This is a genomic window from Pedobacter sp. D749, from assembly GCF_019317285.1.
Taxonomy (GTDB): Bacteria; Bacteroidota; Bacteroidia; order Sphingobacteriales; family Sphingobacteriaceae; genus Pedobacter.
In genome coordinates this window covers 2,133,803-2,154,080 of the sequence record NZ_CP079218.1, presented here as the reverse complement: position 1 = coordinate 2,154,080, position 20,278 = coordinate 2,133,803, and the positions used below count along the sequence as shown (strand labels likewise).

The window sequence follows — 20,278 nt, the reverse complement described above, 5'->3', positions numbered from 1 at the left end:
ACTATAATTGCTTTAATTTAAGATAACTGTTTAATACTTCTCGTGCATAAAAATATGCGCGTTGTTTTGCTCGTAACCAAAGTACAAACAACAAAGGCAAGAGAATAAGAAAAAATCTAATGTCCGATGCATGTTGATATAATACAAATGGTATACCTATTACGCCTGTTGTAAGAAGACTTCTAGAAAAGGCATAACCTGAATTAAGGTCCTCGACTTTACCTTCTTTTTCTCCTGAGATTTTTCTCAATGCGCAGCTGAAAAGTTCATCCATATCTGGATTTTCGGTGGAACATTCTTCTAACAAAAGTGTTCTCACTTTTTCAGCAGTATAAAATTTTATTTTCCATGTGCCAACCCCTCTAAGAAGTTTAGTGGAAGGTTTTCCTTTCCATGTCCAGTAATAGAAAGATTCTAACCAACTCGACAATGCATTTATTATATATCCTAACAAAAATGCTTCTGCAGTATATGGTAAAGCCATGTCTTTATTGAAGGGAATTTCAAAAAACTGCATTCCTGCTAAAAGAATTAAAAAACCAGGTATTAGAGATGCGAGAATATCGTATGCTTTAAAATTCATAAGCTCAATTTCGTGATCAAATCCGTGACATCAAATACTGATTTCTGAGTATTTATTTCTGAGACAAAGTTATCGATTGATAGAATAATGAATTAATCTTAAGTATTTTTCGCACTTAGGTTAAATACTATAGATGTGCCCGGATCTTCACTAGGGGAGTCTAAATTCGTGATATCGAAACCCAAAGAGTCAAAAATAAATTCCGCAAACTCATCTTTGAAGTTTGGTTCGCCTGGAAAATTCAACTTTCTATTTACTGCACCTGTAAAGAGATCGACAGCTTGGATAAAATGATTTTTTGCAGATGACACAGCTTCAAAAACATCCAGATGCAAACCATCAACTTTTTGACCACTAATTCTCTCTTTGATATTTTCAAGCTTCAAGGTGTCGCTACCGAGTTCCTCGTCATCAATTCTGACCTGTAACATCCGTGGCAGTGGAGCCCTTTTAGATTCATGCTCATGAATAATACCTTTATGCAATAAGTGAAATGTTAAATCTACGATTGCTTCATTTTTATTAGCTAAACCTTTCGACTTTAACACAATGACCTTAAAGCCGATATCCGGAAATTTAGAAATAAAAAGTCTAAAAAAATCTTTATAATCCTCTAGTTTATGTTTCGACAACTTGCTGAAATGGAATTCATATTCAATCTTTTTTCTTTTTTTCCAATCATTAATTTCCATGGAATGGATAATGAGCCCAGGATTATATCCAAGTAGCCAAATGGATCCTACTGACAGATATTCTTCATTTTTACCGGTCTCATCAATAAAAACCTGATACAAAGGAAGATTTGCTGGCTTATGATCCAGTGCTTCACGTTTATATTGTCCCTGAAGTTTCCCCCTAGATATTTGTACATCTTCATCAGCAAGAAAAAGTTTGTAGTCGTATTGGATTTTAGCACGCCATCGAGACAAAGTGATCTGCTTGGTTAGCTTCAACATAGTTTCAACGGAAATGTCTTCTTTCCCGTCTAGTTTCTCCTCCTCGAAGGTTCGCCAGAAAATGTAAGCTAATTTGATGTCGGAATTTCTTGCTTCGTTATGGTTGTTTAGAATAAAAGCTACTTTGTCTTTTACCGTAGAGATGGTTCCGCTGGCAACCCGATCAATAAGCAACTTTCTTTCGAATAGGGCTTTTGCCTCTTTTTCCTCTTTAGTTAGTTTTTTCTTTATATTCTTTTTTGGGACGGCTTCAGCACCCACCTCCATATTTTCAATAATTTCTTCTGACATTGCTAGAGAATTAATTTTACAAATTATAGTCGTAAGGTAAAGGTCTTCTTTAGAATAAAAATACGGTTAACCGTAAAAGCTTAACTAAGATGGCCTATTATTCTGCTAGCATGTTAACGACCAAGTTTCTTCCGGAATTAAAATTCCATAAATAAATGATCATTTAGAAGCATTGAAATAGAATATCTAAATCCCAACCCATCTTCCTTTAATATCCAAACAAGCTAGCCGTGCAGGCTCCTCAATAAATACATCATCTGTAGCGATAAATATTTTCGATGAAAACACATCCACCAAAATACAATCCTTTAATTCAACCTTGATCCCGTACTTATCCTTCGAAAACTTTCTTAAAACATACAGCATATACTCAGCCTCGAGTCTTGACATTGGCGCCTTAGTAAAATTAAATTTTAACAAACCAACCTGTGAAGCGCCTGCATTCTCAAACAAAAGCATATCAGCTACCGCCCCTATTTTAACCCCTTCTATTTGAATGGCATCCCTCCTATTTGAAATATTTGAGTTCAGAACATACTTGCGAAGTAGGGGAACTATTTGCTTTCCCATAGCAACAAACGCCATCAGACCATTGGCAGAACAGATTCTATTCTTATATTCATCCTTATCTGATGGAAATTCGATCGCTTCTTTCCTAAGAGCAGCAGCTTGCTTCACAAACTGATCAAAGTATAACTCATAATCATCGAAATTCGACCCCAAAGTGTCACACACAATCTTCCTTGCCTTCTCATAAAACCTAGGGACATAACCACTGGGATACTTACAACCCTTTAAAATGTTTTCTTTCCCCTTTTCAGTAGCCTTGTTATATCTAGAAAATTGCTTCAATGAAATTCTAGGATCTTGTACGACTTTAACAACCTTTATTTCCTGTGCTTGTTCCATATAATTTGTTTTACAAAAGCATAGAAATTAAGCATTATTAATCCTACAATCCAAAACCTTTATAACAAATCTATAGAAAACTAAACATAATAGCAATATAAGTTTTGCACAATTATATACTAATTATCAATGCATTAATAATAAAAATACCAAACATATTAGTACAGTCATGGCTTTGGACCACATTAATCGATAAAAGCTAATAATATATCCATAACACAGAGCCACTGCATTTATTTAATCCACGACAGCCTGTCATTATTGAGTCACAAGTTCAAGGGCAAAAACAGAAAGAAGATGTTAACTTTAATAATCATCCGATAGAACCCCTATCTCAAAATTAAAGTATCTATAAGTAAGCGGAAGCGAAAAACGCTCGCGCAAATAATCCAGATATCTAACTGTATCAGGATCAGGCTCCGTATCCCCCACTACAATAATCCGGGTCGCCCGCTCCGCAGAAGGGAAATAAGCATACTCCATCACCTGGCCAAGTGCGGTCCGGATACAACGTTTCGGGTTCTCCGTCTTGATCTCAAAATAATCCCATTCTCCGGTAGCATTTACCGCTTTCACATCAACTCTCCCTTTCTCGATATGAACACCAACATAACCATAGCGCAGATCCGATCTCAAATGTTCAACAATAGCATTCTGCATTTTATCATGATAGGGATCATAGACCTGCTCTCCATTAAAGACCCTTTTCCTGAGCTCGGTATTCTTAAAATTACCTAAATCCTCGTGCGCAACCAAAGGCTCTACTTTTGCCACTACCCTTCCTTTAAATGGAAGCAACTTAAACCGGTCCGTCGTCACATTGTCATCATCCCATGCCAGTTCCTCCATATCTTCCAGAAGCACTACATCCGCTACCTTAAAGCGTATATTTACAAATACTTTCGGGTCAACTGTTCTGAACGCTCCTAAATCCGCCTCTACCTGCAATAGTGTTTTCTCCATCTCCCCCAACCAGCCATTGGATTTATACTTATCATAGATACCAGCAGAATCAACCATTGAAATACCTTCTACCCCTTTAATATGCCCCAAAAAAAAGTAGCTCCCAAGATTGTTCTGGCTATATAGATGTACGTTGTAAATCTTTCCTGCATGGATATCATTTTTAGACTCAAAACCCTTGATAAAGCCGTACTTAAAACCATCAAGCCCCATCGAAAAATCAAACAGCCACTCCTCAAACCCGAAGCCGTATTTACCTTCATGGGTATCCTGATTCCTTGATTTACCTACAATTCCTGAAGGTGAGCGCCAGGAATTGGTATTCCAGGAAAGCCGGGTAATCTTGTTCACTCGACCAAAGGCCACCTGCCTTAAACGGGCATTAATTGCCTTTTGCCCAAAGTAGGAAAATTCAAGCGCCGTGATCACAGAGATTTTAGGCGGCTGTTCTGATGCAATCAGTGCGTCCACTTTAGGCTTGAACACCTCAACAAAATAATCAAAGTTATTCATGTAATCATGGTTGTCAAAATACTTAAACCACTTATTCTTCTTGTCCGACCGGACTAGTCCAGGTTCAAGTTTAGCCAATTTCTCCAAAAAGGGCACTACCTCAGGACAACCCTGAGCAGAAAGCTCAATATAGTTCACCTTATTATGCAGTACTACGAAGCCTATACAATTAACCTTCTCCTTCCAGTCCCGGCCATTCCAAAGACTCACAAATGCATAATACTCATTCCCTAAAAACCAATAACCAGCTGCTAGCCGCCCATTAGTGTTCCGCTGTCTTGGTGCAAAATGGAGGTTGGGGTTAGTCTTGCGCCGCTGGATAAGGTTGTCAATAATTTTTTCGTGGAATCTTGCAATTGAAGGCATATATGAGAAATTAATTAATAGATGTCCGTAATATAAACATTTCATCATTTTGAGAGTAAGTTATTTACAGGTTTACTACCTATTTTTAAAAGGTGCAACAGTTTCGGCAGATAGCTGGCTTGGCCTAAAACTCCCCAAAGCCTCTACTAAAGCCAAATAAAAATCAGATTTCGGTAAACCGGGCTTCCACAGAACGCTCTAACAAAATTTAATTCTATAATAAAGGGTCATTTCGAAAAAAAGCACTGTGAAGTCACTATAATTCTTTTTTGAAAACAATATTGTAAGTAGCAATCAGCAAAATACCTAATAGCGGGTATTTTATATTTTAACATTTAGTAATATTCTTGACAAACATCTGATAAACAGAAATTTAAATAAAAATACCAGAACTTATTCGGTGGTTATTGACCCTCATCAAACTCTATAATTATGAAATATACAATTACTCTCTTACTGTTGCTCGCTTATGTCCATGCAACAGCCCAATGGCCGAGAATTACTATTGGACCACTGAGAACACCAAGCTTGACTATTAGTAAGCCAAAAATTACAATAGGCAATAAACCATTCGAAGGGCTCACTAAAGGTGTCCAGAAGGTACTGGATGAAACCGGTAAAATTATTCCCGAAGAAGCAAAAGTTCTAACGACAAAACTTTTCGGAGAAGCAGCTAAGGTTAACGGCCAGTTAATACAAATTTACAGTGACAATAATGGCTTGATTTCTGACATATCGCTTGAAGCGGTAAATTTATACCAGGATATTGCCGAGCCAATAGATGAAAACCTGATTAAAATAAAAAATGCATCACTCTCCACTATGGGGGTTACTTTACCACCCAATGTAGATAAAGCCATGTCTGACTACATTAGCCTTAACAGTAATGGTATAGCCGAACTGGAAAGACTATATGTAAAGAGCACAAATATTCAAAATGATATTCTTGAGGTATTTGCTACTCACAACCAACGGATTTCCAGCCAAGGTAAAAATGCCGGAACACACAAAACGGGCTGCTATTGCAAGCCTCAATGTTAATGCTACCCTATTGCCTAAAATCGTAGCTCGTCTTTTGCAAGACGATATACCGATTACCAAAAATGCTACATATGAAAAGCCTTTTCAGATTGCTTCCGTTAAATCCGGCACACTCAAATTTGACCCAGAAACAAACACACTGATTATTGAACTAAATGATGCCAAAATCAGGCACAATCAGCCATCATTGGGAATGAGGGTCTCTGCTACTATCAATGTTAAAAAATTAAGATCACAGATACTCATCGCTGATAACGGTGATGGGTCGATAACCTTAAAATTAAAATTAGTCTATCTGGACGTTGACAACCTGTTACCTAAACTGGATGAAACATTGTGCTATTACCTACAAGATGCCATTGTTTCTAAATTCTCGCAGACCTTTAAACTTTCAGATCTAATCAAATCAAAAGCCAAAGTTGCAAAATCGGATTTAACCTCTTTAAATATCACAACAGCACACTTAAACACCAAGCTTTTCATCAATGCAAATAGCGTGGGGGTAACTTACCAGAATGCTATAGATAATGCTGTTGACCAAAGTATACCGGTCAATGCTGCAGCTTTCATTTTCAAAGAAGATTTCGTAAAAAGCCTCATCAACAAATCACTTGACAGCACTAGTGGAATACGTATTAGTTTAGATAAAAAAGAAAAAGACTTTGACGTAACCAGAAATCATTATCGCATTGTAAAGCTAAACTATGTAAAATTGAACAGTGATAATTCGATGGATATCGGTGCAGAAGGTTCAGTTCATTTAAGGAGGTTTCTGGGGCGCAGACCTAAAATTAATATACTGTTTTCGAACATTGGTATCAAGCTGCTGCCTGTACTACGGTCCGATTCCGAATCGGCCACATTGGAAATGACGATGGTTCCGATTGCGGATTCACTGGTAGTTACCGGTTCACCGCTCAAGGCTAAGATACTGCGCAAAATCGTCAAATTATTTAAATTCTCTAAGACTCCAATCAAACTCGACCCTGCGGATCTTGAAAAAACAAAAGATTTTAACTTCAATAATCCTTTTGACCCAACAAAAAAACTGTTCCCAGAGAATAGAGATATGGCCTTGAAGGTGGGTGATCACCAATGGGAAATAGTTTTCGATTTCAAATGAGCTTAAATACAGTTTGTAATCAGCCAAAGGTGCGGTCTTACATCCCGTATTTTTTGAAGGAAAAGAGATTCCATTTCAATTCTTTATGCCGCTGAGCTCAGGGATCGAAAAAACCAAACCGACACTTTTGTGGGCGGTTTGGTTTTAGCTTAAAAGCTGCACATATTAGACGGATAATCCCCTAACAGCTTTATCAGTTGCAGCAATAAACAAAGGTTTACCAGAATCTTGGCCAAATCGCTATCCACCACTGCCTTTGGCATTATTGTATAATTCCCAGGCCAGATATAAACCTGGGCCTCCAACATATTCTCCACCAAAATCTCTATCTTGGATAAATGACAGTGGAGGAATTAACGCTTGAAGTTTTAGCAGAAAAGTTACTCACCCAGTTAGACAGCAAAAAGCTTGCAGAATGGGCAGTAAGCGCTTTGAAGCTCGCTATGAAAGTGAAAATATCAGATAAACTGATATTCAACAGCAGGTATGAAGTAAAAGGGATGATTAGCGAAGCGTTTCAACAACCGGTGCCCAATTATAGCCCACAAACGCCAAAGCTTTAACTATCCTGCTCTCGCTCTTAACGTCCTTTTCTTACGCTGTAAATACACGATAAAACAAGAAAGCGGGAAAAACCAAAGGCTCTTCCCGCTCATCTAAATTAACGCTCTCTAAATATAAACGCTATTGCGAGCAATTTGTTTTGTGAGATTTAAAAAAAATCAAATTAATCTATCTCCAGCCAAGTCCGGGCGCAACGTGCTCCAGAATAGCAGATAACACATGGATATTGTAATCTACGCCTAAGGTGTTTGGAATGGTTAGTAGTACCGTATCCGCTTCCTGTATCGCCTCGTCGGCAGCCAGTTCCTTTATGAGCTGATCGGGTTCTGCAGCATATCCCCGACCGAAAACCGCCCTTTGGGTTGGCTCGATATAGCCAAAACTATCCGTCCCTTTTCCCTGTTGCCCGAAATAATACCTGTCCTGATCGTTCATCAGCGCAAATATTGAACGGCTGACAGAAACCCTTGGCTCGCGATCGTGTCCCGCTTTTTTCCAGGCTTCCTTGTACAGCCTGATCTGCTCGGCCTGCTGGATACTGAAGGGCTTTCCATTTTCATCAAACTTTAAAGTAGAACTCTGCAGGTACATTCCGTTCTCTGCCGCCCAAACGGCAGTCGCATTGGAAGCAGCTCCCCACCAGATACGGTCACGCAGTCCCTCGGAATATGGTTCCAGCCTTAACAGTCCAGGAGGATTGGGAAACATTGGATTTGGATTAGGCCTTGCAAAACCTTCGCCTTTCAATCTTTCCAGAAACTCCAAAGCCTTTTGCCTTCCCATATCAGTATCGTTCTCCCCATCTTTTGGTGCGAAACCGAAATACCGCCAGCCATCGATTACCTGCTCGGGAGAACCCCTGCTGATGCCCAGTTGTAACCTGCCACCAGAGATGAGGTCGGCCGCACCAGCATCCTCAACCATATATAAGGGGTTTTCATAGCGCATATCGATCACGCCCGTTCCGATTTCGATCTTAGAAGTTTTTGCGCCAATTGCCGAAAGCAGCGGGAAGGGTGATGCCAATTGCCTTGCAAAATGGTGTACCCTGAAATACGCTCCGTCAAGGCCAATCTCTTCGGCCGCAACGGCAAGATCGATGGATTGCAGCAAAGTATCACCAGCGGTACGCGCCTGATATGAGGGATGGTCCGACCAATGGCCGAACGATAAAAATCCGATTTTCTTCATTTCATGAATTGCTAAATCCAAAGTTACCATTACTCCTACAGCGCAAAGGTCATCGTGTAGTCATAACCTCTACAACCCTTCAGCAAACAATAGCCCGGGCTAATTGTTCCAAAATCAGTCATGTCAAGAAGAAAACAGATACGGTCAAAGGAGCAGTTTGCTGCTGCGCTCGAACTGGAAAGAGCAGGCGATGATGCCGCCGCATTAAAACTTTACCGGAAATCTGCAATCACAGATCCTGCCAATTCCCACGCATGGAACAGGCAGATGGTGCTTTTGCGCAAAGCGAAATCAAAAGAAGATGAGGTGAAGCTTATCAAACTGGCCATTGCCGAATACCGGAAATCCTACGAAACCAAACAACAAGATTGGCTGAAAGAGAACCAGGCCAAGGCAGACAGCACCCGGGAACTGGCCCATGTACTCGGTCTTTTAGAACCAACCGGTCTTCCAAAAAGCGACGACACCATCATCGGGAAATGGCAGACCAGGTTGTACCTACTCGAATACCGCATCAAAAATGCACGGAAGAAGAAAAGACCGTCAAAAAAGCCTGTAAGCAAATCGCCAAAAAGTGCAGCTCCTGCACCCGCAAAGCCTAAGCAAACCGCCGCTACAACATCCAGGCCAGCAAAAAAGAAAGCGGGAAAAACCAAAGGCCCTTCCCGCTTATAAATTAACGCTCAAAAATAATTTAACGTCTGGCTGTTACAGCTATTTCAGCTCCGCAAAACGAAACTACTTGTCCGAATATTTCTGCTCCAGAACCTCGATCTCCTTTAAGGCTTCGGCAATACCGTTGCGCTGGGTGGTCAATAAATTTAAATGGTCAGAATGGAGTTCATTGTCCTTTATGACTAAGTCATACTTTTCGAGTGCTGCCTTTTCACCAGTCACGACTGCACTTAACACAGCGGTCTCGCTTTTATCGGTCAGCGCTTCCTTGATATCGATCCAGGTTCTATGAATTGCTCCCAGTATTCCACCCTCCTGGTTATCCGAATCCCCGCCATGTTTTTCCAGATGAGCCTTCAGGTCGTTTTCATACAAGGCACGTTCTGCAACATATTTCAAAAACACTGCTTTTAACTCCACATTATCGGTGGATTCTGCTGCTGAACTATATCCTTCTTTTCCATCGTTGATGATGGATACCAAACCCTTTAGGTCTGAAATGATCTCTTGATTGTTTTCCATGGTGAATGATTTTTATTAACAAACAGCAACCAACCCTATAAGGTTTTAGCAAAACCCCACAAGTAATAAAAACATAACAATAAGCCGACATGTTGCTTAGTTATGCCAGCCGAGAGAAAACCATCATACCTTGACTTTGATAGCGAAAAATACCCGTGGAAACAGGACATCGATTATAAAGACAAGCCCGAAAAATACAGGGTTGGCAAGGGCGAACAAGGCGTTCTGATCTGCGAACCCTATAAATCTGAGATCGGCCAGTTCTGGAGGTTCAGGACACCAGAGGTTGCAAAAAAAAGCAGTGAAAAGATATTTGGCATGTTCAGTAATTACCTCCGGGCAAATGATTTCGTGGGGGCAGACATGGCAAGAAAATACCTGCAGATGGGCTACACCCGCGCCAGGCGGTACGCCAATTACAAAGGCGGAAAGAAATACGACAAGGACAAAGATTATAAGCCACTGGAACGCGGCACCGGATCGGCAGAAAAAGCACAGTCTGCCGAAATATTCTATACTGCCTATAAACTGGCAGAGGCCAACCCGGTCTACAAATCGCTGAAGGCAGACTGGAAAAAACGGCTGGGATAGCAAAGCAGCCCAGGTATAAACCAATGAAAAACAAAACGTTTCCCTGCAAACTTGTACTTAAAGCCCCGAAACAACTGCCTTTACACGGTAAATACGATCGTTACTTTAAGCATTTTCGGGATTGTTTTCAGGAATATAATTTCTGTTCGTCGGTATAATAACTGGTCCTTCCGCCAATCTTTTCAGACTTCAGGGCCGCTCCGGACGGCGACTTCTCAATCTTTGCGCTATGCACCTTCATGAAGTCACGCAGCTCGCCGCGAAGCTCATCTCCATTCTCTTTTGCGATAGCGGCAATGGCTTCTTTCAAAACAGCCTCCAGGCTCATGAACAATTTCTTTACGATTTTTTCCGGTATGGCAGAGCTAACCGAAAACGGGGATACCCCGGCATCCCAAAGGATTTCATCAGCATATGAATTACCGATTCCCCGCATCTTTTTCTGGTCCATCAGCACCTCCTTAACCATTTTCTTGCTCTTGAAAAGCATTCCGGCAAAATAATCCTCGTCCATTTCCAGCGCATCTGGTGCCTTGGCCGCGTCGGGGTTTAAGGTAGGTGTTGCCGCACGCAACATATCTACGACCACAAAGCCCTCTCCTCCGGAAAAATGAAAAGCAAGGATGGTGTATTTCGGAAGCTCCGAATCTTTCTTCAATGCCTCCAGTTTTCCCCGAAGCATGAGATGAACCTGTAAAACTTCCTTATTGAAATGAAAGTGCAAAGTTTTTCCATAGCGCAAAACCTTCGAAAGCTTTTTTCCTTCGAGTTTTGCCTTGAGCTGCGCGGCAGTCACGTTCAGCTTTTTTGCCACTTTCACTTCCAACTCTTCCAGGGTCTTTCCCTTGAACCGGCGCGAGATGATCTGCGCAAATACTTCCAGGTCCGGTAGTTCAGCCATAACCACTTTTTAAGATTAAACGTTCAAATATTTTTTGATCTCCCTTACCGAACTTCCGTTCAGGACGATCGCTGCTTTAAGATCTTCTACCGAAATCTGAAACTCCTGCGACCAGCGGGCAACATCGACGGGATCATCGGCATTGATTTCTCTGTGCTCCGAGCCATCGTCGAAAGGCTCCAACGTATCCGAATCATCTTCAATCGGGTAGCGTTTCATGATCTCATCCGGATCGGGGATCTTTTCCACGAAATCAAAATTATCCTTGTTATCTTCCATAATCATCTATTCTAAGCTCTTTTGTTTGTATTTGTCCAGTGCCATAGCTGACCGATTTGCAGGAATGAAACATTGTTCAGGGCCAAAAAGTTTAGGCTAAATGCTCAGCCAATACTAATAGGTATCCCTAACGATCTGTCGTAGCATATTCAGGTTGGCATGCGCCTCGCCCATAGTGTTATTGAAATACACAAATACCTTTTTGCCCTCCGACAGCCACCCGGTTACGTAACTTGCGTACTCATACAATACATCATCAGCGTAGCTTCCCCTATAGTTTCCTCCCGGACCATGGAACCTGAGGTAGATAAAATCAGGATGGCTTTCCCTCACCGGAGAACTGGCAGGCGACTTATCGTGGATCACCATACCAAGCCCAAATTCTTCCAAAAGCTCATAAACCTCATCGATATATAAAGAGGCATGCCGAAATTCTAAAGCGATCTTCCATTCAACAAAAGGATCATTATCCCTAAGTACGGACATTAGAAAGCGCAGCTGCGCAAAATGAGAAATCCTTACGCTCGGGGGCAACTGTACCAAAAGACAACCTTTTTTTTCCTCAACATGCGAAATGACGGAAAAGAACCTGGACACGACCTCCGGATCAAAGGCCAGGTCTTTATTATGGGTAATCTCCTTGAAAAGCTTAAAGGTGAAACGAAATTCTTCGGGCACATCCGCCGCCCACTTTTTCATCGTGGAAGCCTGCGGTACTTTATAAAAGGAGGAATTAATCTCAATAGAATCCATCAGCGAAGCGTAATAGCACAGCCTGCTCTTCTCCTGGAATTCTTCCGGGTAGTGTAATTTATTGGGAACCGGTAACAGTAGCCCGCTGGTACCCGAGTAATAGTTTTCAAAGGCTATATCCATATTCTCCAAACAACCGGGACAGAAAATTGTTGAACGGGCCAAATCAGAACAAAACAACCTCGTCCGAAGTTTTAAACATAAGGTTATTGGCAGCCTGAATCCGTTAATAGCCAAAGCAATCCAATATTTTAATAAAGAGGACCCAAAGCCTATGGTTTTACGGAATCAAAAGGAAGTCCATCTGAATATACCAGCGGTAAGCAAATTTCTGAAACAACCGTCCCTTGGCCTGGAGGTAACTTCGCCGTTGAACATTCATCCCTATGCCTTTGTGTGGTATGGTTCATACATAAACTTAAGTAAATCGACGCAATCTCTCTTAACTAAAAGCAGGCTGGCATAGATATAATATTTATTGAAATGCCGGCCGAATAGCTATTCGGTTTTAACCTGGCTTTTGAGCAAGATGGAAATTTCAACATCAAGTTTTCTGGAGGATGTCGCCTTCAAAGACCTGGAGCATGCCGATTTCAGTTTCACCCATCGAACCTGTATCGTTCATGAACATGTATATTTTTTAAGCAGATTAAAACCAATCCTCTGCGGATTTGTATTATTACCGGCCACAGCTGCCGCAATAGAAAAAATCAATGGAAAAATTACTTCTTTCAGAAAATGTAAAACGGTTTATGGATTACGCCGTAGATACGCTTAAATCAATGGATGGCGCTCCGAGTCACGACGAGCAGGAAAAAGCAGAGGTATTGAACAGGATATCAATGCTAAAAGATTATCTTAATGATGTGGAGCAGTCCTACATTGAAAACTCCCCAGGTGACCGATCTGAACCAGTAGATCCAGGGTACATTGCTGAGGTGGGCCATAGTTAAGCGGCTTATCATTCAAACTTAAGGTGAACCTTCACGACGATTTGAAAACATATCCCGTAGCTATACACTGAAATTTGTTTACAAACAGCAAGGTAAGGAATCAAACAATTTTGATGCGTATCGGTCCCTTGATTTCATCAATGTTAACAGGTTTCCCTTTTTGGGTGATGACGACCTTGCCTTGTTTATGCAAATCAATCGCAACTTCTCGCACTGCATTCATCTGGTTGCGCCAGTCTTGCGGAAATAGCCGGCGGGCGATTTCGGATGGGCACGTGCTCTTACCGTGTCCACGTGTTGTGGCGAGGGATAAAACGGCGTTTGAGATATCTTCCCTGCTTTGTTTCATGGGATAAAAGTATTTTCATTATAGAATATATAAGTACAACATGACATATTATGCCATTGTGATTCCTTTAAACCGCAGATGGCGCTATACGAAGTATCACAATAAAATGGCATAACCTTTTTATTCCTTTTCGCAATGCTGCCTCAACTGTTTGGGTCCCTGGGGCCATATATAGGCAGTGGTCTGTTTTTTCCACCCGAGGCTTTTATAGAAACGATCGGCTCCCGGGGCAGCACTAAGGTTTACAAAATGATAATTTTCCAACTGGCTGTTCAATGCCGTGACCAGGTATTTACCCAGTCCCCCGCCCTGATGGGCTGGGTCTACCACCACATCAGCCAGCATGGCATAATACCTTCCATCACCTATAACCCTGCCGAAAGCGATGATCTTTTCTCCCTCATAGATAAAAAGCGTGGAGGTGCTCATCCTGAAAGCTTTTTCTATCTCTTCGGCTAAGCGGTGCTTCCAGTTAATTTCCTGAAAGAGCTGCAATACACGTTGCCAGTCGATACTGGTTAAATCCGGATTTACCTGATAATTGTATGCAGGATGTTTTTCTGGTAATGTCATTTATAGAATAATACTGTAGAAGGATAAAATGAGCTGTTATGATTGTGCTTAAAAAACTGGTCGTAAAAGTAATGGTAAATTTATGGATTACGTGCTTAAATAACCAGCAACTAACGGCATAAGGCAACAACGGGATAATGATTTGGAATGGCCGCTGTGCGATCATTACGTGCTAAAGCGACCATTATGCCGGCAATAAATGTAGCTAGTATCAGGCAGATCAACAGCCACTCAAAAGAATCAATTTTTTTCATCACCATAATAACCATCCTTAAGCAGCTAAAGTTTGTAACAGCGGCTTTACACTGACCGGTTTGAAGGAATACTAAAACGAGAACATTCTCCGGAGATTATCAGCTTTCGAAGTACAAGCACTGGATTTCGCAGTACCTCTAAATACCTCATCGTTTTCGAAACCTATTTCATTCAAATTAAACCGCTAGTAACATACCTCAAAATCATCTACCTCAAAGTGCCATGGTTTACGATAACTGTTGCCCCCGCTGAAAGAACCGGAAAGATATGACACCCGGCCCTTTGCTCAAGACAGCGCTCTTCGGGCGCAATCTGGTCCTGGCAGATGAACATTGAAATGCGTTACAAAATTAAAGCAAGGCCTGGCTTTCGATATCTGCTTCCATTACTTCCGATTTCGATTATACTGCTGCACGCATAACCGCCCGTCTAGACATTATTTTTTCGATCAGGCCTTGCAAATGGCCACGATAGTCGCTGCCCAACCACTTTATATAGTTTTTGGTAACATTACCCAGGCACTTGCCATATTGTTTTATCCTCCAGTCGATTTCTTTGTCAAGTTCATGTGCCAATTCAAGCGCCTTAGTCACCGTTTCTGCATTATCAGCACACATCATTGCATGTTGCCTGATAGAATTGCGGAGCACGGTTTTTGCTTTTTCGCCTTTCTCGATTGCTGTTTGATAAGCGGCGAGCACATCGAATGATATCTCTATGCTGTTTGGAAACTTGTTCCTCATTTCGGCAGGCATCTGATGGATATCATCACTGGCCTTTGTCAGCATCTGGTGATAGATTTCAGGGTTTTCATATACATGCTGCCAGTCTAACGGTGCATCCCATTCCCCAAACCTCTCTACATTATTGCCAAGGTCTATAATACTGAAGGTCTTTTTAGCAGGCAAACGCCTTGCTCCCCTGCCAATCATCTGATGATAAAGCGTAATTGAGGTGGTAGCACGGTTTAAGATAACCGATTGTACAGAGGGTTCATCAAAACCGGTAGTTAATATGGATACTGATGTCAGTATCGCACCCTTTGTTTTTTTAAACCATTTTAATATTTCAATCCGTTCTGCATTTTCTGTCTGGTTATCCAGGTGGCGTATGGGATAACCGAACTGCTGAAAAACTTCCAATACCTTTCGTGAGGTAAATATGCCATTATTAAAAATCAATGTCTTTTTCCCAAGAGCGTGTTCCCTGTAGGCATGGATCAGCAGATCGAGCATGACCTTCGATGAATATAGCTCATCGGAGCTGCTCACTGTAAAATCACCATGTATGCCCCTGTTAAGCGTGTTAAGTTCTACCTCGTAGCCAAAGCTCTTCGGCTTTGCCAAAAAGCCCTGTTCGATCAGTGAACTGATCTGCTCTCCGAGCACCAATTCACTGTAAAAGCTTTTCATCGGAAGCGCTGCATCTGCCGAGAAAGGTGTGGCGGTTACGCCGATTATCCTGGCGCCTGGGAATTTCTTAAGCAGTTTGTGGAAGGAATTGTGATGGGCCTCATCTACAATCACAAGTCCTACCCCTCCAGTATCGATTAGACCATCATCGATCCTGTGTTTGAGGGTTTCGACCATAGCCACATAACAATAATAATCATCTTTTTTGGCTATCCGTTTAACCCTGCTGTCCACAACTTTATTAAAAACTCCTGTATTTTTCAGTGCCAGCGAAGTCTGTTTGCATAACTCCTGCCGATGGGTTAGCACCATTACCTTCTTTCCGTATTTTTTGATAAAGCGATCGGCAATTTCAGAAAAGATTACCGTTTTGCCGCCACCTGTAGGTAGCTGAAAGAGCAAGCGTATCTGATCAGCACCGGCTTGCATTTTTTCAAACAGGGTTTCGATCGCATGCTGCTGATAGGGATATAGTTTTTTTGCTGGTCCATGCACAGCCGTGGGAGATAAAATTTGCATGGTGTTACAACCATGCAAACAAGCGGAAAGTTTTAAAACAGGCAGGGATCATAAAAATCTTTATTTATAAACCGCGTCGCGGAATCGGCGATGAGCCTGTAACCTGCATCGCAGAAAACCAAATAAAATATTTTCGCGTATATGGTAATGTAGGGGGTGAGAGTCCTACATCCGGCGAAAGCCTGAGAGAGCGTTAATTTAGATTGGGGGTAACCATGAATTTGGTTATCCCTTTTTTTTTAGAACCAAAATCAGCCTCTATCCCAATGTAATTAAGTTAAGGTTTTTACCACAGTGGGGCGAGTATGACGAAAAAGAAAATAAAAGTTAGCAATCAGAATCAAACCAGCAATTTCCCATATTCAGGGTTTTACTAAACAAATTTAGCCCAATAGTAATAGTGTATTATTGGGCTATGGAGTTATGTATTAATTTTAAGAGTGATTTTATTCTCCCCAGTTTACCTGAATATTGTGCTTTTGAGCATATACTTTGCCTTTTTCCATTAATGCATTAAAATGTTCTTCGAAACGTGCTCCATATTTTTCATCGATATTTTTAATGATTTCATCTTTGGCACTTTGGCTGCCTTTACTATCGCACAATTTAGCGTAAGTAAGATATTCGTTTTTATATACAGGGATAACGAGCTCATATAATTGCTGGGAAAGGGCTTTAATTTCTTTTTCTTCTTCTCCTGAAGCTGAAAGTTTTTTCACTTTTTCGAGCGATTGTTCGAGGTATAATATTTTGTTATTGAGGCTAACTGCAGCTTCGTCACCTTTCTTTTTACTGGATGGAATATCGGGATATTCTTTCGTTTCATCGTTAATATGACGCGCCAGATCTTCGCTGGCAAAATCGTTGATCATATTGGTGTTTAGGATGGCGATGTCGAAGAAACGTTCAGGGGTTTCGGAGCAGGCGGAGAAAAAAAGGGTTAGGAGGACTAAAATAGTGAGTCTTGATTTTTGGGATAGTGCTTGTAAATTGTTCATGATCTAAATGGGTTTTCCTTATAAAATTTAAGCTTCGGTAAGAGCAAAGATTGAGCCGTTTTTGAGTTTTTACCATATAAAATATAAGGCCTTTTAAGTACCTGGCCGGTTGATCAGTCCGGAGACGGAAGTCTGGAATTGGTTTACAAAAGATATTTTTACCATGAACCCTGTAACCTGCAAAGGGCGTGAGCCCCGGAATATTTGCACTTCCTTGTAAGAGGATAAATTAGGCAGGCCGTTAAACCCCAGGATTAACCTCCCCTATCCCAATGTCATTAAGTTAAGATTTTTAACCACAGATGCACACAGATAAATACAGATTTTATATTCGTGTACATCCTTTTATCTGTGAATCAAAAAACAACATTTAAGTGTGGCAGGCCTGATTTATAAAAATAGCCGCCCCGGAAAGAGGCAGCTATTAGATAAACGCTGTTTTAAATTTTAGGAGGTGACCAGATTGTACCAGTTTGACTATTGCTTAGCCATGGTTTACCACTACAACTTGTTCCCGGGTGTGCTTTAAGACAAGCTTTTACGAACGCGGCACCGGCTGCATGGTTTTTTTGTTTCTTGGCACTGCAATAAGTAGTTCCCGTGTTATCCTGATAAAGCTGATAAGCCGGGTATCCCAATCCACTAGCAATTTGAAAATTACTTTGAACAGCCCCTGGGTAACTGGTTTCTGCACCGAGAACCCATGCTCTTGAACTTTCATTTGTACCAGCAATCATATCAGCAGGAGGATCCAATGTGATAGTCACTGTTGAAGATGAACTGCTTGAACTGGCATTATGCGAATAAGTAGATTCCGACCCGCCACCTAAAGATATGCCCAGGAACGAGATCCCTAAAGAAACTGTTTGTTTAATAGTTTCTTTAATACTCTCATATGATTTACTTTGTACAGTGATTTCAACAGAAGGATAATTACTAATGGCAACTCCTGTTAAAAAGCTGAAAGGACCGCCCTCAGAAAAATCAATACCCGGTTTAGGAGAAAATACAAAACCTGAAACATCTTTAGAACCATTTCTGATTGCATCAGTGATTGGTTTCATCCATGACCATTTTAAACCAGTAGCCACATTAAACGAGGCAGGTCCATAATTAACCAGGGTAACACCTGTAAAAGTCATACGTACACTAATCGTATTCGAAGCGGTTGCAATCGTATCTGAAAAATAACTCGCACTTCCGTTCACGGATAAAGTGAGAAAAGAAGCGATAGGAATTTTAAAACGTGCTCCACCCTTAATATTTATTTCCACCTCACTTTTGCTGGAACGGGTAACAGTCATGTTTAACTCAATCTTATTACTGGTTGCACTTAAACCATTAATGATATCAGACAATGGCGTACTTACTGCATAAGCTGGGTGATAAGTAGTAGCACTATCATCTAATAACATACCACCGTTATCAGCAGTAGCATCCTGAACATTATCTAATACTGTGCTTAAGTACCCGGTATTCATTGTAGTTGCGTTTTGAAGGGAGATACTGCTGCCCAGCGCATTCAGGTAATTGGCAAAAACCGGTAATACCGGCTGACCACTTGCGGGTGTTTTGTTTAGTAATTTAGCCAAATTTTTAGTTCTCTGAATCGTATAAAGATCGGTAGCAGGACTTGCCCAGGTGGTTGCAATAGTACTCATAATGATATCTATCGGCTGCTGTTTACTCGTGGCTTTTACCGGGCCATAAATGGATGTCCAAAGCGTTAAGAGTGCCATTTGTTGATTGGTTGCCGCTTTTTGCGCTGCGTTAAGCGCTGCTTGATCAGCTTTCGACAGCTTATAGCCCACGCTGGCTAATGCTTGCGTATAAATATTAACAAATGGCTCGCCAAGTGTTACAGGAGTTGCATTTGCTGTTAAAGCAGTACTGATCCATTCATAAGTTGTAGCATTAAACTGCAGGTTATTAGGATTGAGGTAATAGTATGGGAAGTTTCCTAAATTGCTTGCATCAAAATCTGTTAGCGGCTCTTTTAATACAGATGACAAAAGTGTTGTTGCCTGCTCTTTCAATGCATCGATAATTTCTGGTGCTTCTGATCCAACGGTTAATTCGGTATTCATGGTCTTAGTTTTTTAAGAGTTTAATTTTACCTACTCTGTTAAGGCTTTTCGGTTTCTGCCTTTGTCAGTTTCAATTAAAGCGCTTTAATCGTTTGACATGTCAAAGTAAAGGCAGAATAAAGGTTTTTTTCTGCGTTAAATATCCCGGCTTGGTAAACAGGTGTTTTAACCTATAGACCAGGTAAAAACACCTGGTCTATAGGTTTCAGGAAAAGAATAAAGGGGTTTTCTATTAGAATTTGACTTCGAAGATGCCATACTTGATGGCAAAGATGACTAAGCCGGCTGTGTTTTTACAACCAGTTTTGATAAGCAGGTTTGTCCGGTGTCCGTCAACAGTACGACTGCTGATAAACAGTTTTTCAGCGATTTCGATATTGGTCAGTTCATCGCAGATCATCTTTAAGATGGTGGTTTCGCGCTCCGAAAGATTAATGGGTATACTGTTTACACTTTTCAAACCTTGTTTGCGGTGTTTGGCCGCGTTACGCATCGCATTTAAAGTTTCCATATTAAAATGAAAGCCAACATGATAGGTATTATGAATAGCCGAAAACAATTCGCTGGTTTCACAATTCTTGATCAGATAACAGCAGGCTCCGGCCTCTATCATTTTACTTAGATAACGCTCTTCACCATGCACAGAAAGTATAATCACTTTTATCGAAGGATAATCTTTATGTAAAACCGCATTCAGTTCAACCCCGTTCATCTCGGGCATATTCATATCAATCAATGCCACATCAGGAAGGCTTTCCAGGCCGGTAAGCTGTTCTAAAAAAACCTTCCCGTTTTCTGCCTGAGCCACCAGCTGGTAATCGGCTTTACAACTTAAAAGATTAACCAGTCCTTCCCGAAATAAGTGCTGGTCATCAACAACAGCGATCCGTATTTTGTCTGACATCATTTAA

21 protein-coding genes are annotated in these 20,278 nt (G+C 41.1%); 6 read left to right on the top strand and 15 right to left on the bottom strand.

Annotated elements, in window-relative coordinates:
- Window position 1: 1 nt before the first annotated feature.
- The 4 genes from KYH19_RS08590 to KYH19_RS08575 form a co-directional block, all read right to left on the bottom strand.
- On the bottom strand, window positions 2–583 hold the full coding sequence (locus tag KYH19_RS08590; RefSeq protein ID WP_219078356.1) for a hypothetical protein: 582 nt from the start codon (window positions 581–583) through the stop codon (window positions 2–4).
- Window positions 584–681: 98 nt separating this feature from the next.
- Window positions 682–1,830 (bottom strand): DUF3800 domain-containing protein, encoded by a 1,149-nt coding sequence (locus KYH19_RS08585; RefSeq protein WP_219078355.1) that lies wholly within the window; start codon window positions 1,828–1,830, stop codon window positions 682–684.
- A 186-nt stretch (window positions 1,831–2,016) separates the two neighbouring features.
- On the bottom strand, window positions 2,017–2,739 hold the full coding sequence (locus KYH19_RS08580; RefSeq protein WP_219078354.1) for a hypothetical protein: 723 nt from the start codon (window positions 2,737–2,739) through the stop codon (window positions 2,017–2,019).
- 306 nt (window positions 2,740–3,045) lie between these two features.
- Window positions 3,046–4,581, bottom strand: coding sequence for a hypothetical protein (locus KYH19_RS08575; protein ID WP_219078353.1), 1,536 nt, complete (start codon window positions 4,579–4,581; stop codon window positions 3,046–3,048).
- A 432-nt stretch (window positions 4,582–5,013) separates the two neighbouring features.
- Between KYH19_RS08575 and KYH19_RS08570 the strand changes: the two genes are divergently transcribed.
- The 3 genes from KYH19_RS08570 (at window position 5,014) to KYH19_RS08560 (ending at window position 7,308) form a co-directional block, all read left to right on the top strand.
- Window positions 5,014–5,622 carry a hypothetical protein gene (locus KYH19_RS08570; RefSeq protein WP_219078352.1) on the top strand — a complete coding sequence of 203 codons (609 nt, stop codon included), beginning with the start codon at window positions 5,014–5,016 and terminating at the stop codon, window positions 5,620–5,622.
- Entirely contained in the window at window positions 5,576–6,745 is a 1,170-nt protein-coding gene (locus KYH19_RS08565; RefSeq protein WP_219078351.1) for a hypothetical protein, read from the top strand. The genes KYH19_RS08570 and KYH19_RS08565 overlap by 47 nt, the downstream gene beginning before the upstream one ends.
- Before the next feature lie 338 nt (window positions 6,746–7,083).
- Window positions 7,084–7,308 (top strand): hypothetical protein, encoded by a 225-nt coding sequence (locus KYH19_RS08560; RefSeq protein WP_219078350.1) that lies wholly within the window; start codon window positions 7,084–7,086, stop codon window positions 7,306–7,308.
- Between the two features lie 169 nt (window positions 7,309–7,477).
- On the opposite strand, the gene KYH19_RS08555 is transcribed toward KYH19_RS08560, so the two are convergent.
- Window positions 7,478–8,500, bottom strand: a complete 1,023-nt coding sequence (locus tag KYH19_RS08555; RefSeq protein WP_219078349.1) for an LLM class flavin-dependent oxidoreductase — start codon at window positions 8,498–8,500, stop codon at window positions 7,478–7,480.
- Between the two features lie 120 nt (window positions 8,501–8,620).
- On the opposite strand from KYH19_RS08555, the gene KYH19_RS08550 reads away from it, so the two are divergent.
- Window positions 8,621–9,175: a hypothetical protein gene (locus KYH19_RS08550; RefSeq protein WP_219078348.1), complete on the top strand. Its 555-nt coding sequence runs from the start codon at window positions 8,621–8,623 to the stop codon at window positions 9,173–9,175.
- Between the two features lie 63 nt (window positions 9,176–9,238).
- Here KYH19_RS08550 and KYH19_RS08545 read toward each other — a convergent pair whose 3' ends face one another.
- Window positions 9,239–9,697 carry a PA2169 family four-helix-bundle protein gene (locus KYH19_RS08545; protein ID WP_219078347.1) on the bottom strand — a complete coding sequence of 153 codons (459 nt, stop codon included), beginning with the start codon at window positions 9,695–9,697 and terminating at the stop codon, window positions 9,239–9,241.
- Window positions 9,698–9,799: 102 nt separating this feature from the next.
- On the opposite strand from KYH19_RS08545, the gene KYH19_RS08540 reads away from it, so the two are divergent.
- Window positions 9,800–10,288, top strand: coding sequence for a DUF4385 family protein (locus KYH19_RS08540; RefSeq protein WP_219078346.1), 489 nt, complete (start codon window positions 9,800–9,802; stop codon window positions 10,286–10,288).
- 127 nt (window positions 10,289–10,415) lie between these two features.
- Here KYH19_RS08540 and KYH19_RS08535 read toward each other — a convergent pair whose 3' ends face one another.
- The 3 genes from KYH19_RS08535 to KYH19_RS08525 all read right to left on the bottom strand — a co-directional run bounded on the left by KYH19_RS08535 (window position 10,416) and on the right by KYH19_RS08525 (window position 12,458).
- The gene (locus KYH19_RS08535; RefSeq protein WP_219078345.1) at window positions 10,416–11,189 is read right to left on the bottom strand and encodes a DNA-formamidopyrimidine glycosylase family protein; all 774 of its coding nucleotides are present in this window, start codon (window positions 11,187–11,189) and stop codon (window positions 10,416–10,418) included.
- Between the two features lie 15 nt (window positions 11,190–11,204).
- Entirely contained in the window at window positions 11,205–11,468 is a 264-nt protein-coding gene (locus KYH19_RS08530; RefSeq protein WP_219078344.1) for a DUF3606 domain-containing protein, read from the bottom strand.
- 114 nt (window positions 11,469–11,582) lie between these two features.
- On the bottom strand, window positions 11,583–12,458 hold the full coding sequence (locus tag KYH19_RS08525) for a DUF72 domain-containing protein (protein ID WP_255562596.1): 876 nt from the start codon (window positions 12,456–12,458) through the stop codon (window positions 11,583–11,585).
- Window positions 12,459–12,934: 476 nt separating this feature from the next.
- Between KYH19_RS08525 and KYH19_RS08520 the strand changes: the two genes are divergently transcribed.
- On the top strand, window positions 12,935–13,174 hold the full coding sequence (locus KYH19_RS08520) for a hypothetical protein (protein ID WP_219078343.1): 240 nt from the start codon (window positions 12,935–12,937) through the stop codon (window positions 13,172–13,174).
- A gap of 100 nt (window positions 13,175–13,274) precedes the next feature.
- On the opposite strand, the gene KYH19_RS08515 is transcribed toward KYH19_RS08520, so the two are convergent.
- The 6 genes from KYH19_RS08515 to KYH19_RS08490 all read right to left on the bottom strand — a co-directional run bounded on the left by KYH19_RS08515 (window position 13,275) and on the right by KYH19_RS08490 (window position 20,271).
- The gene (locus tag KYH19_RS08515; protein ID WP_219078342.1) at window positions 13,275–13,523 is read right to left on the bottom strand and encodes a DUF3253 domain-containing protein; all 249 of its coding nucleotides are present in this window, start codon (window positions 13,521–13,523) and stop codon (window positions 13,275–13,277) included.
- Between the two features lie 120 nt (window positions 13,524–13,643).
- Complete coding sequence (locus tag KYH19_RS08510) at window positions 13,644–14,096, bottom strand: GNAT family N-acetyltransferase (RefSeq protein WP_132400011.1); 453 nt, start codon at window positions 14,094–14,096, stop codon at window positions 13,644–13,646.
- A 656-nt stretch (window positions 14,097–14,752) separates the two neighbouring features.
- On the bottom strand, window positions 14,753–16,282 hold the full coding sequence (locus KYH19_RS08505; protein WP_219078341.1) for a DEAD/DEAH box helicase: 1,530 nt from the start codon (window positions 16,280–16,282) through the stop codon (window positions 14,753–14,755).
- Window positions 16,283–16,728: 446 nt separating this feature from the next.
- Entirely contained in the window at window positions 16,729–17,280 is a 552-nt protein-coding gene (locus KYH19_RS08500; protein WP_219078340.1) for a hypothetical protein, read from the bottom strand.
- A 440-nt stretch (window positions 17,281–17,720) separates the two neighbouring features.
- On the bottom strand, window positions 17,721–19,367 hold the full coding sequence (locus tag KYH19_RS08495) for a hypothetical protein (RefSeq protein ID WP_219078339.1): 1,647 nt from the start codon (window positions 19,365–19,367) through the stop codon (window positions 17,721–17,723).
- A 232-nt stretch (window positions 19,368–19,599) separates the two neighbouring features.
- A complete protein-coding gene (locus tag KYH19_RS08490) occupies window positions 19,600–20,271 on the bottom strand; it encodes a response regulator transcription factor (RefSeq protein ID WP_219078338.1) in 672 nt (223 codons plus the stop codon).
- Window positions 20,272–20,278: the final 7 nt, after the last annotated feature.

Excerpts from the sequence above, each read along its gene's own strand:
- KYH19_RS08515 (WP_219078342.1), bottom strand. The coding sequence starts at position 13,523 with ATGAAACAAAGCAGGGAAGATATCTCAAACGCCGTTTTATCCCTCGCC.
- KYH19_RS08580 (WP_219078354.1), bottom strand. The coding sequence starts at position 2,739 with ATGGAACAAGCACAGGAAATAAAGGTTGTTAAAGTCGTACAAGATCCT.
- KYH19_RS08540 (WP_219078346.1), top strand. The coding sequence starts at position 9,800 with ATGCCAGCCGAGAGAAAACCATCATACCTTGACTTTGATAGCGAAAAA.
- KYH19_RS08500 (WP_219078340.1), bottom strand. The coding sequence starts at position 17,280 with ATGAACAATTTACAAGCACTATCCCAAAAATCAAGACTCACTATTTTA.
- KYH19_RS08560 (WP_219078350.1), top strand. The coding sequence starts at position 7,084 with ATGACAGTGGAGGAATTAACGCTTGAAGTTTTAGCAGAAAAGTTACTC.
- KYH19_RS08495 (WP_219078339.1), bottom strand. The coding sequence starts at position 19,367 with ATGAATACCGAATTAACCGTTGGATCAGAAGCACCAGAAATTATCGAT.
- KYH19_RS08520 (WP_219078343.1), top strand. The coding sequence starts at position 12,935 with ATGGAAAAATTACTTCTTTCAGAAAATGTAAAACGGTTTATGGATTAC.
- KYH19_RS08535 (WP_219078345.1), bottom strand. The coding sequence starts at position 11,189 with ATGGCTGAACTACCGGACCTGGAAGTATTTGCGCAGATCATCTCGCGC.
- KYH19_RS08490 (WP_219078338.1), bottom strand. The coding sequence starts at position 20,271 with ATGTCAGACAAAATACGGATCGCTGTTGTTGATGACCAGCACTTATTT.
- KYH19_RS08505 (WP_219078341.1), bottom strand. The coding sequence starts at position 16,282 with ATGCAAATTTTATCTCCCACGGCTGTGCATGGACCAGCAAAAAAACTA.
- KYH19_RS08565 (WP_219078351.1), top strand. The coding sequence starts at position 5,576 with ATGCCGGAACACACAAAACGGGCTGCTATTGCAAGCCTCAATGTTAAT.
- KYH19_RS08550 (WP_219078348.1), top strand. The coding sequence starts at position 8,621 with ATGTCAAGAAGAAAACAGATACGGTCAAAGGAGCAGTTTGCTGCTGCG.
- KYH19_RS08530 (WP_219078344.1), bottom strand. The coding sequence starts at position 11,468 with ATGGAAGATAACAAGGATAATTTTGATTTCGTGGAAAAGATCCCCGAT.
- KYH19_RS08545 (WP_219078347.1), bottom strand. The coding sequence starts at position 9,697 with ATGGAAAACAATCAAGAGATCATTTCAGACCTAAAGGGTTTGGTATCC.
- KYH19_RS08570 (WP_219078352.1), top strand. The coding sequence starts at position 5,014 with ATGAAATATACAATTACTCTCTTACTGTTGCTCGCTTATGTCCATGCA.
- KYH19_RS08590 (WP_219078356.1), bottom strand. The coding sequence starts at position 583 with ATGAATTTTAAAGCATACGATATTCTCGCATCTCTAATACCTGGTTTT.
- KYH19_RS08510 (WP_132400011.1), bottom strand. The coding sequence starts at position 14,096 with ATGACATTACCAGAAAAACATCCTGCATACAATTATCAGGTAAATCCG.
- KYH19_RS08585 (WP_219078355.1), bottom strand. The coding sequence starts at position 1,830 with ATGTCAGAAGAAATTATTGAAAATATGGAGGTGGGTGCTGAAGCCGTC.
- KYH19_RS08575 (WP_219078353.1), bottom strand. The coding sequence starts at position 4,581 with ATGCCTTCAATTGCAAGATTCCACGAAAAAATTATTGACAACCTTATC.
- KYH19_RS08555 (WP_219078349.1), bottom strand. The coding sequence starts at position 8,500 with ATGAAGAAAATCGGATTTTTATCGTTCGGCCATTGGTCGGACCATCCC.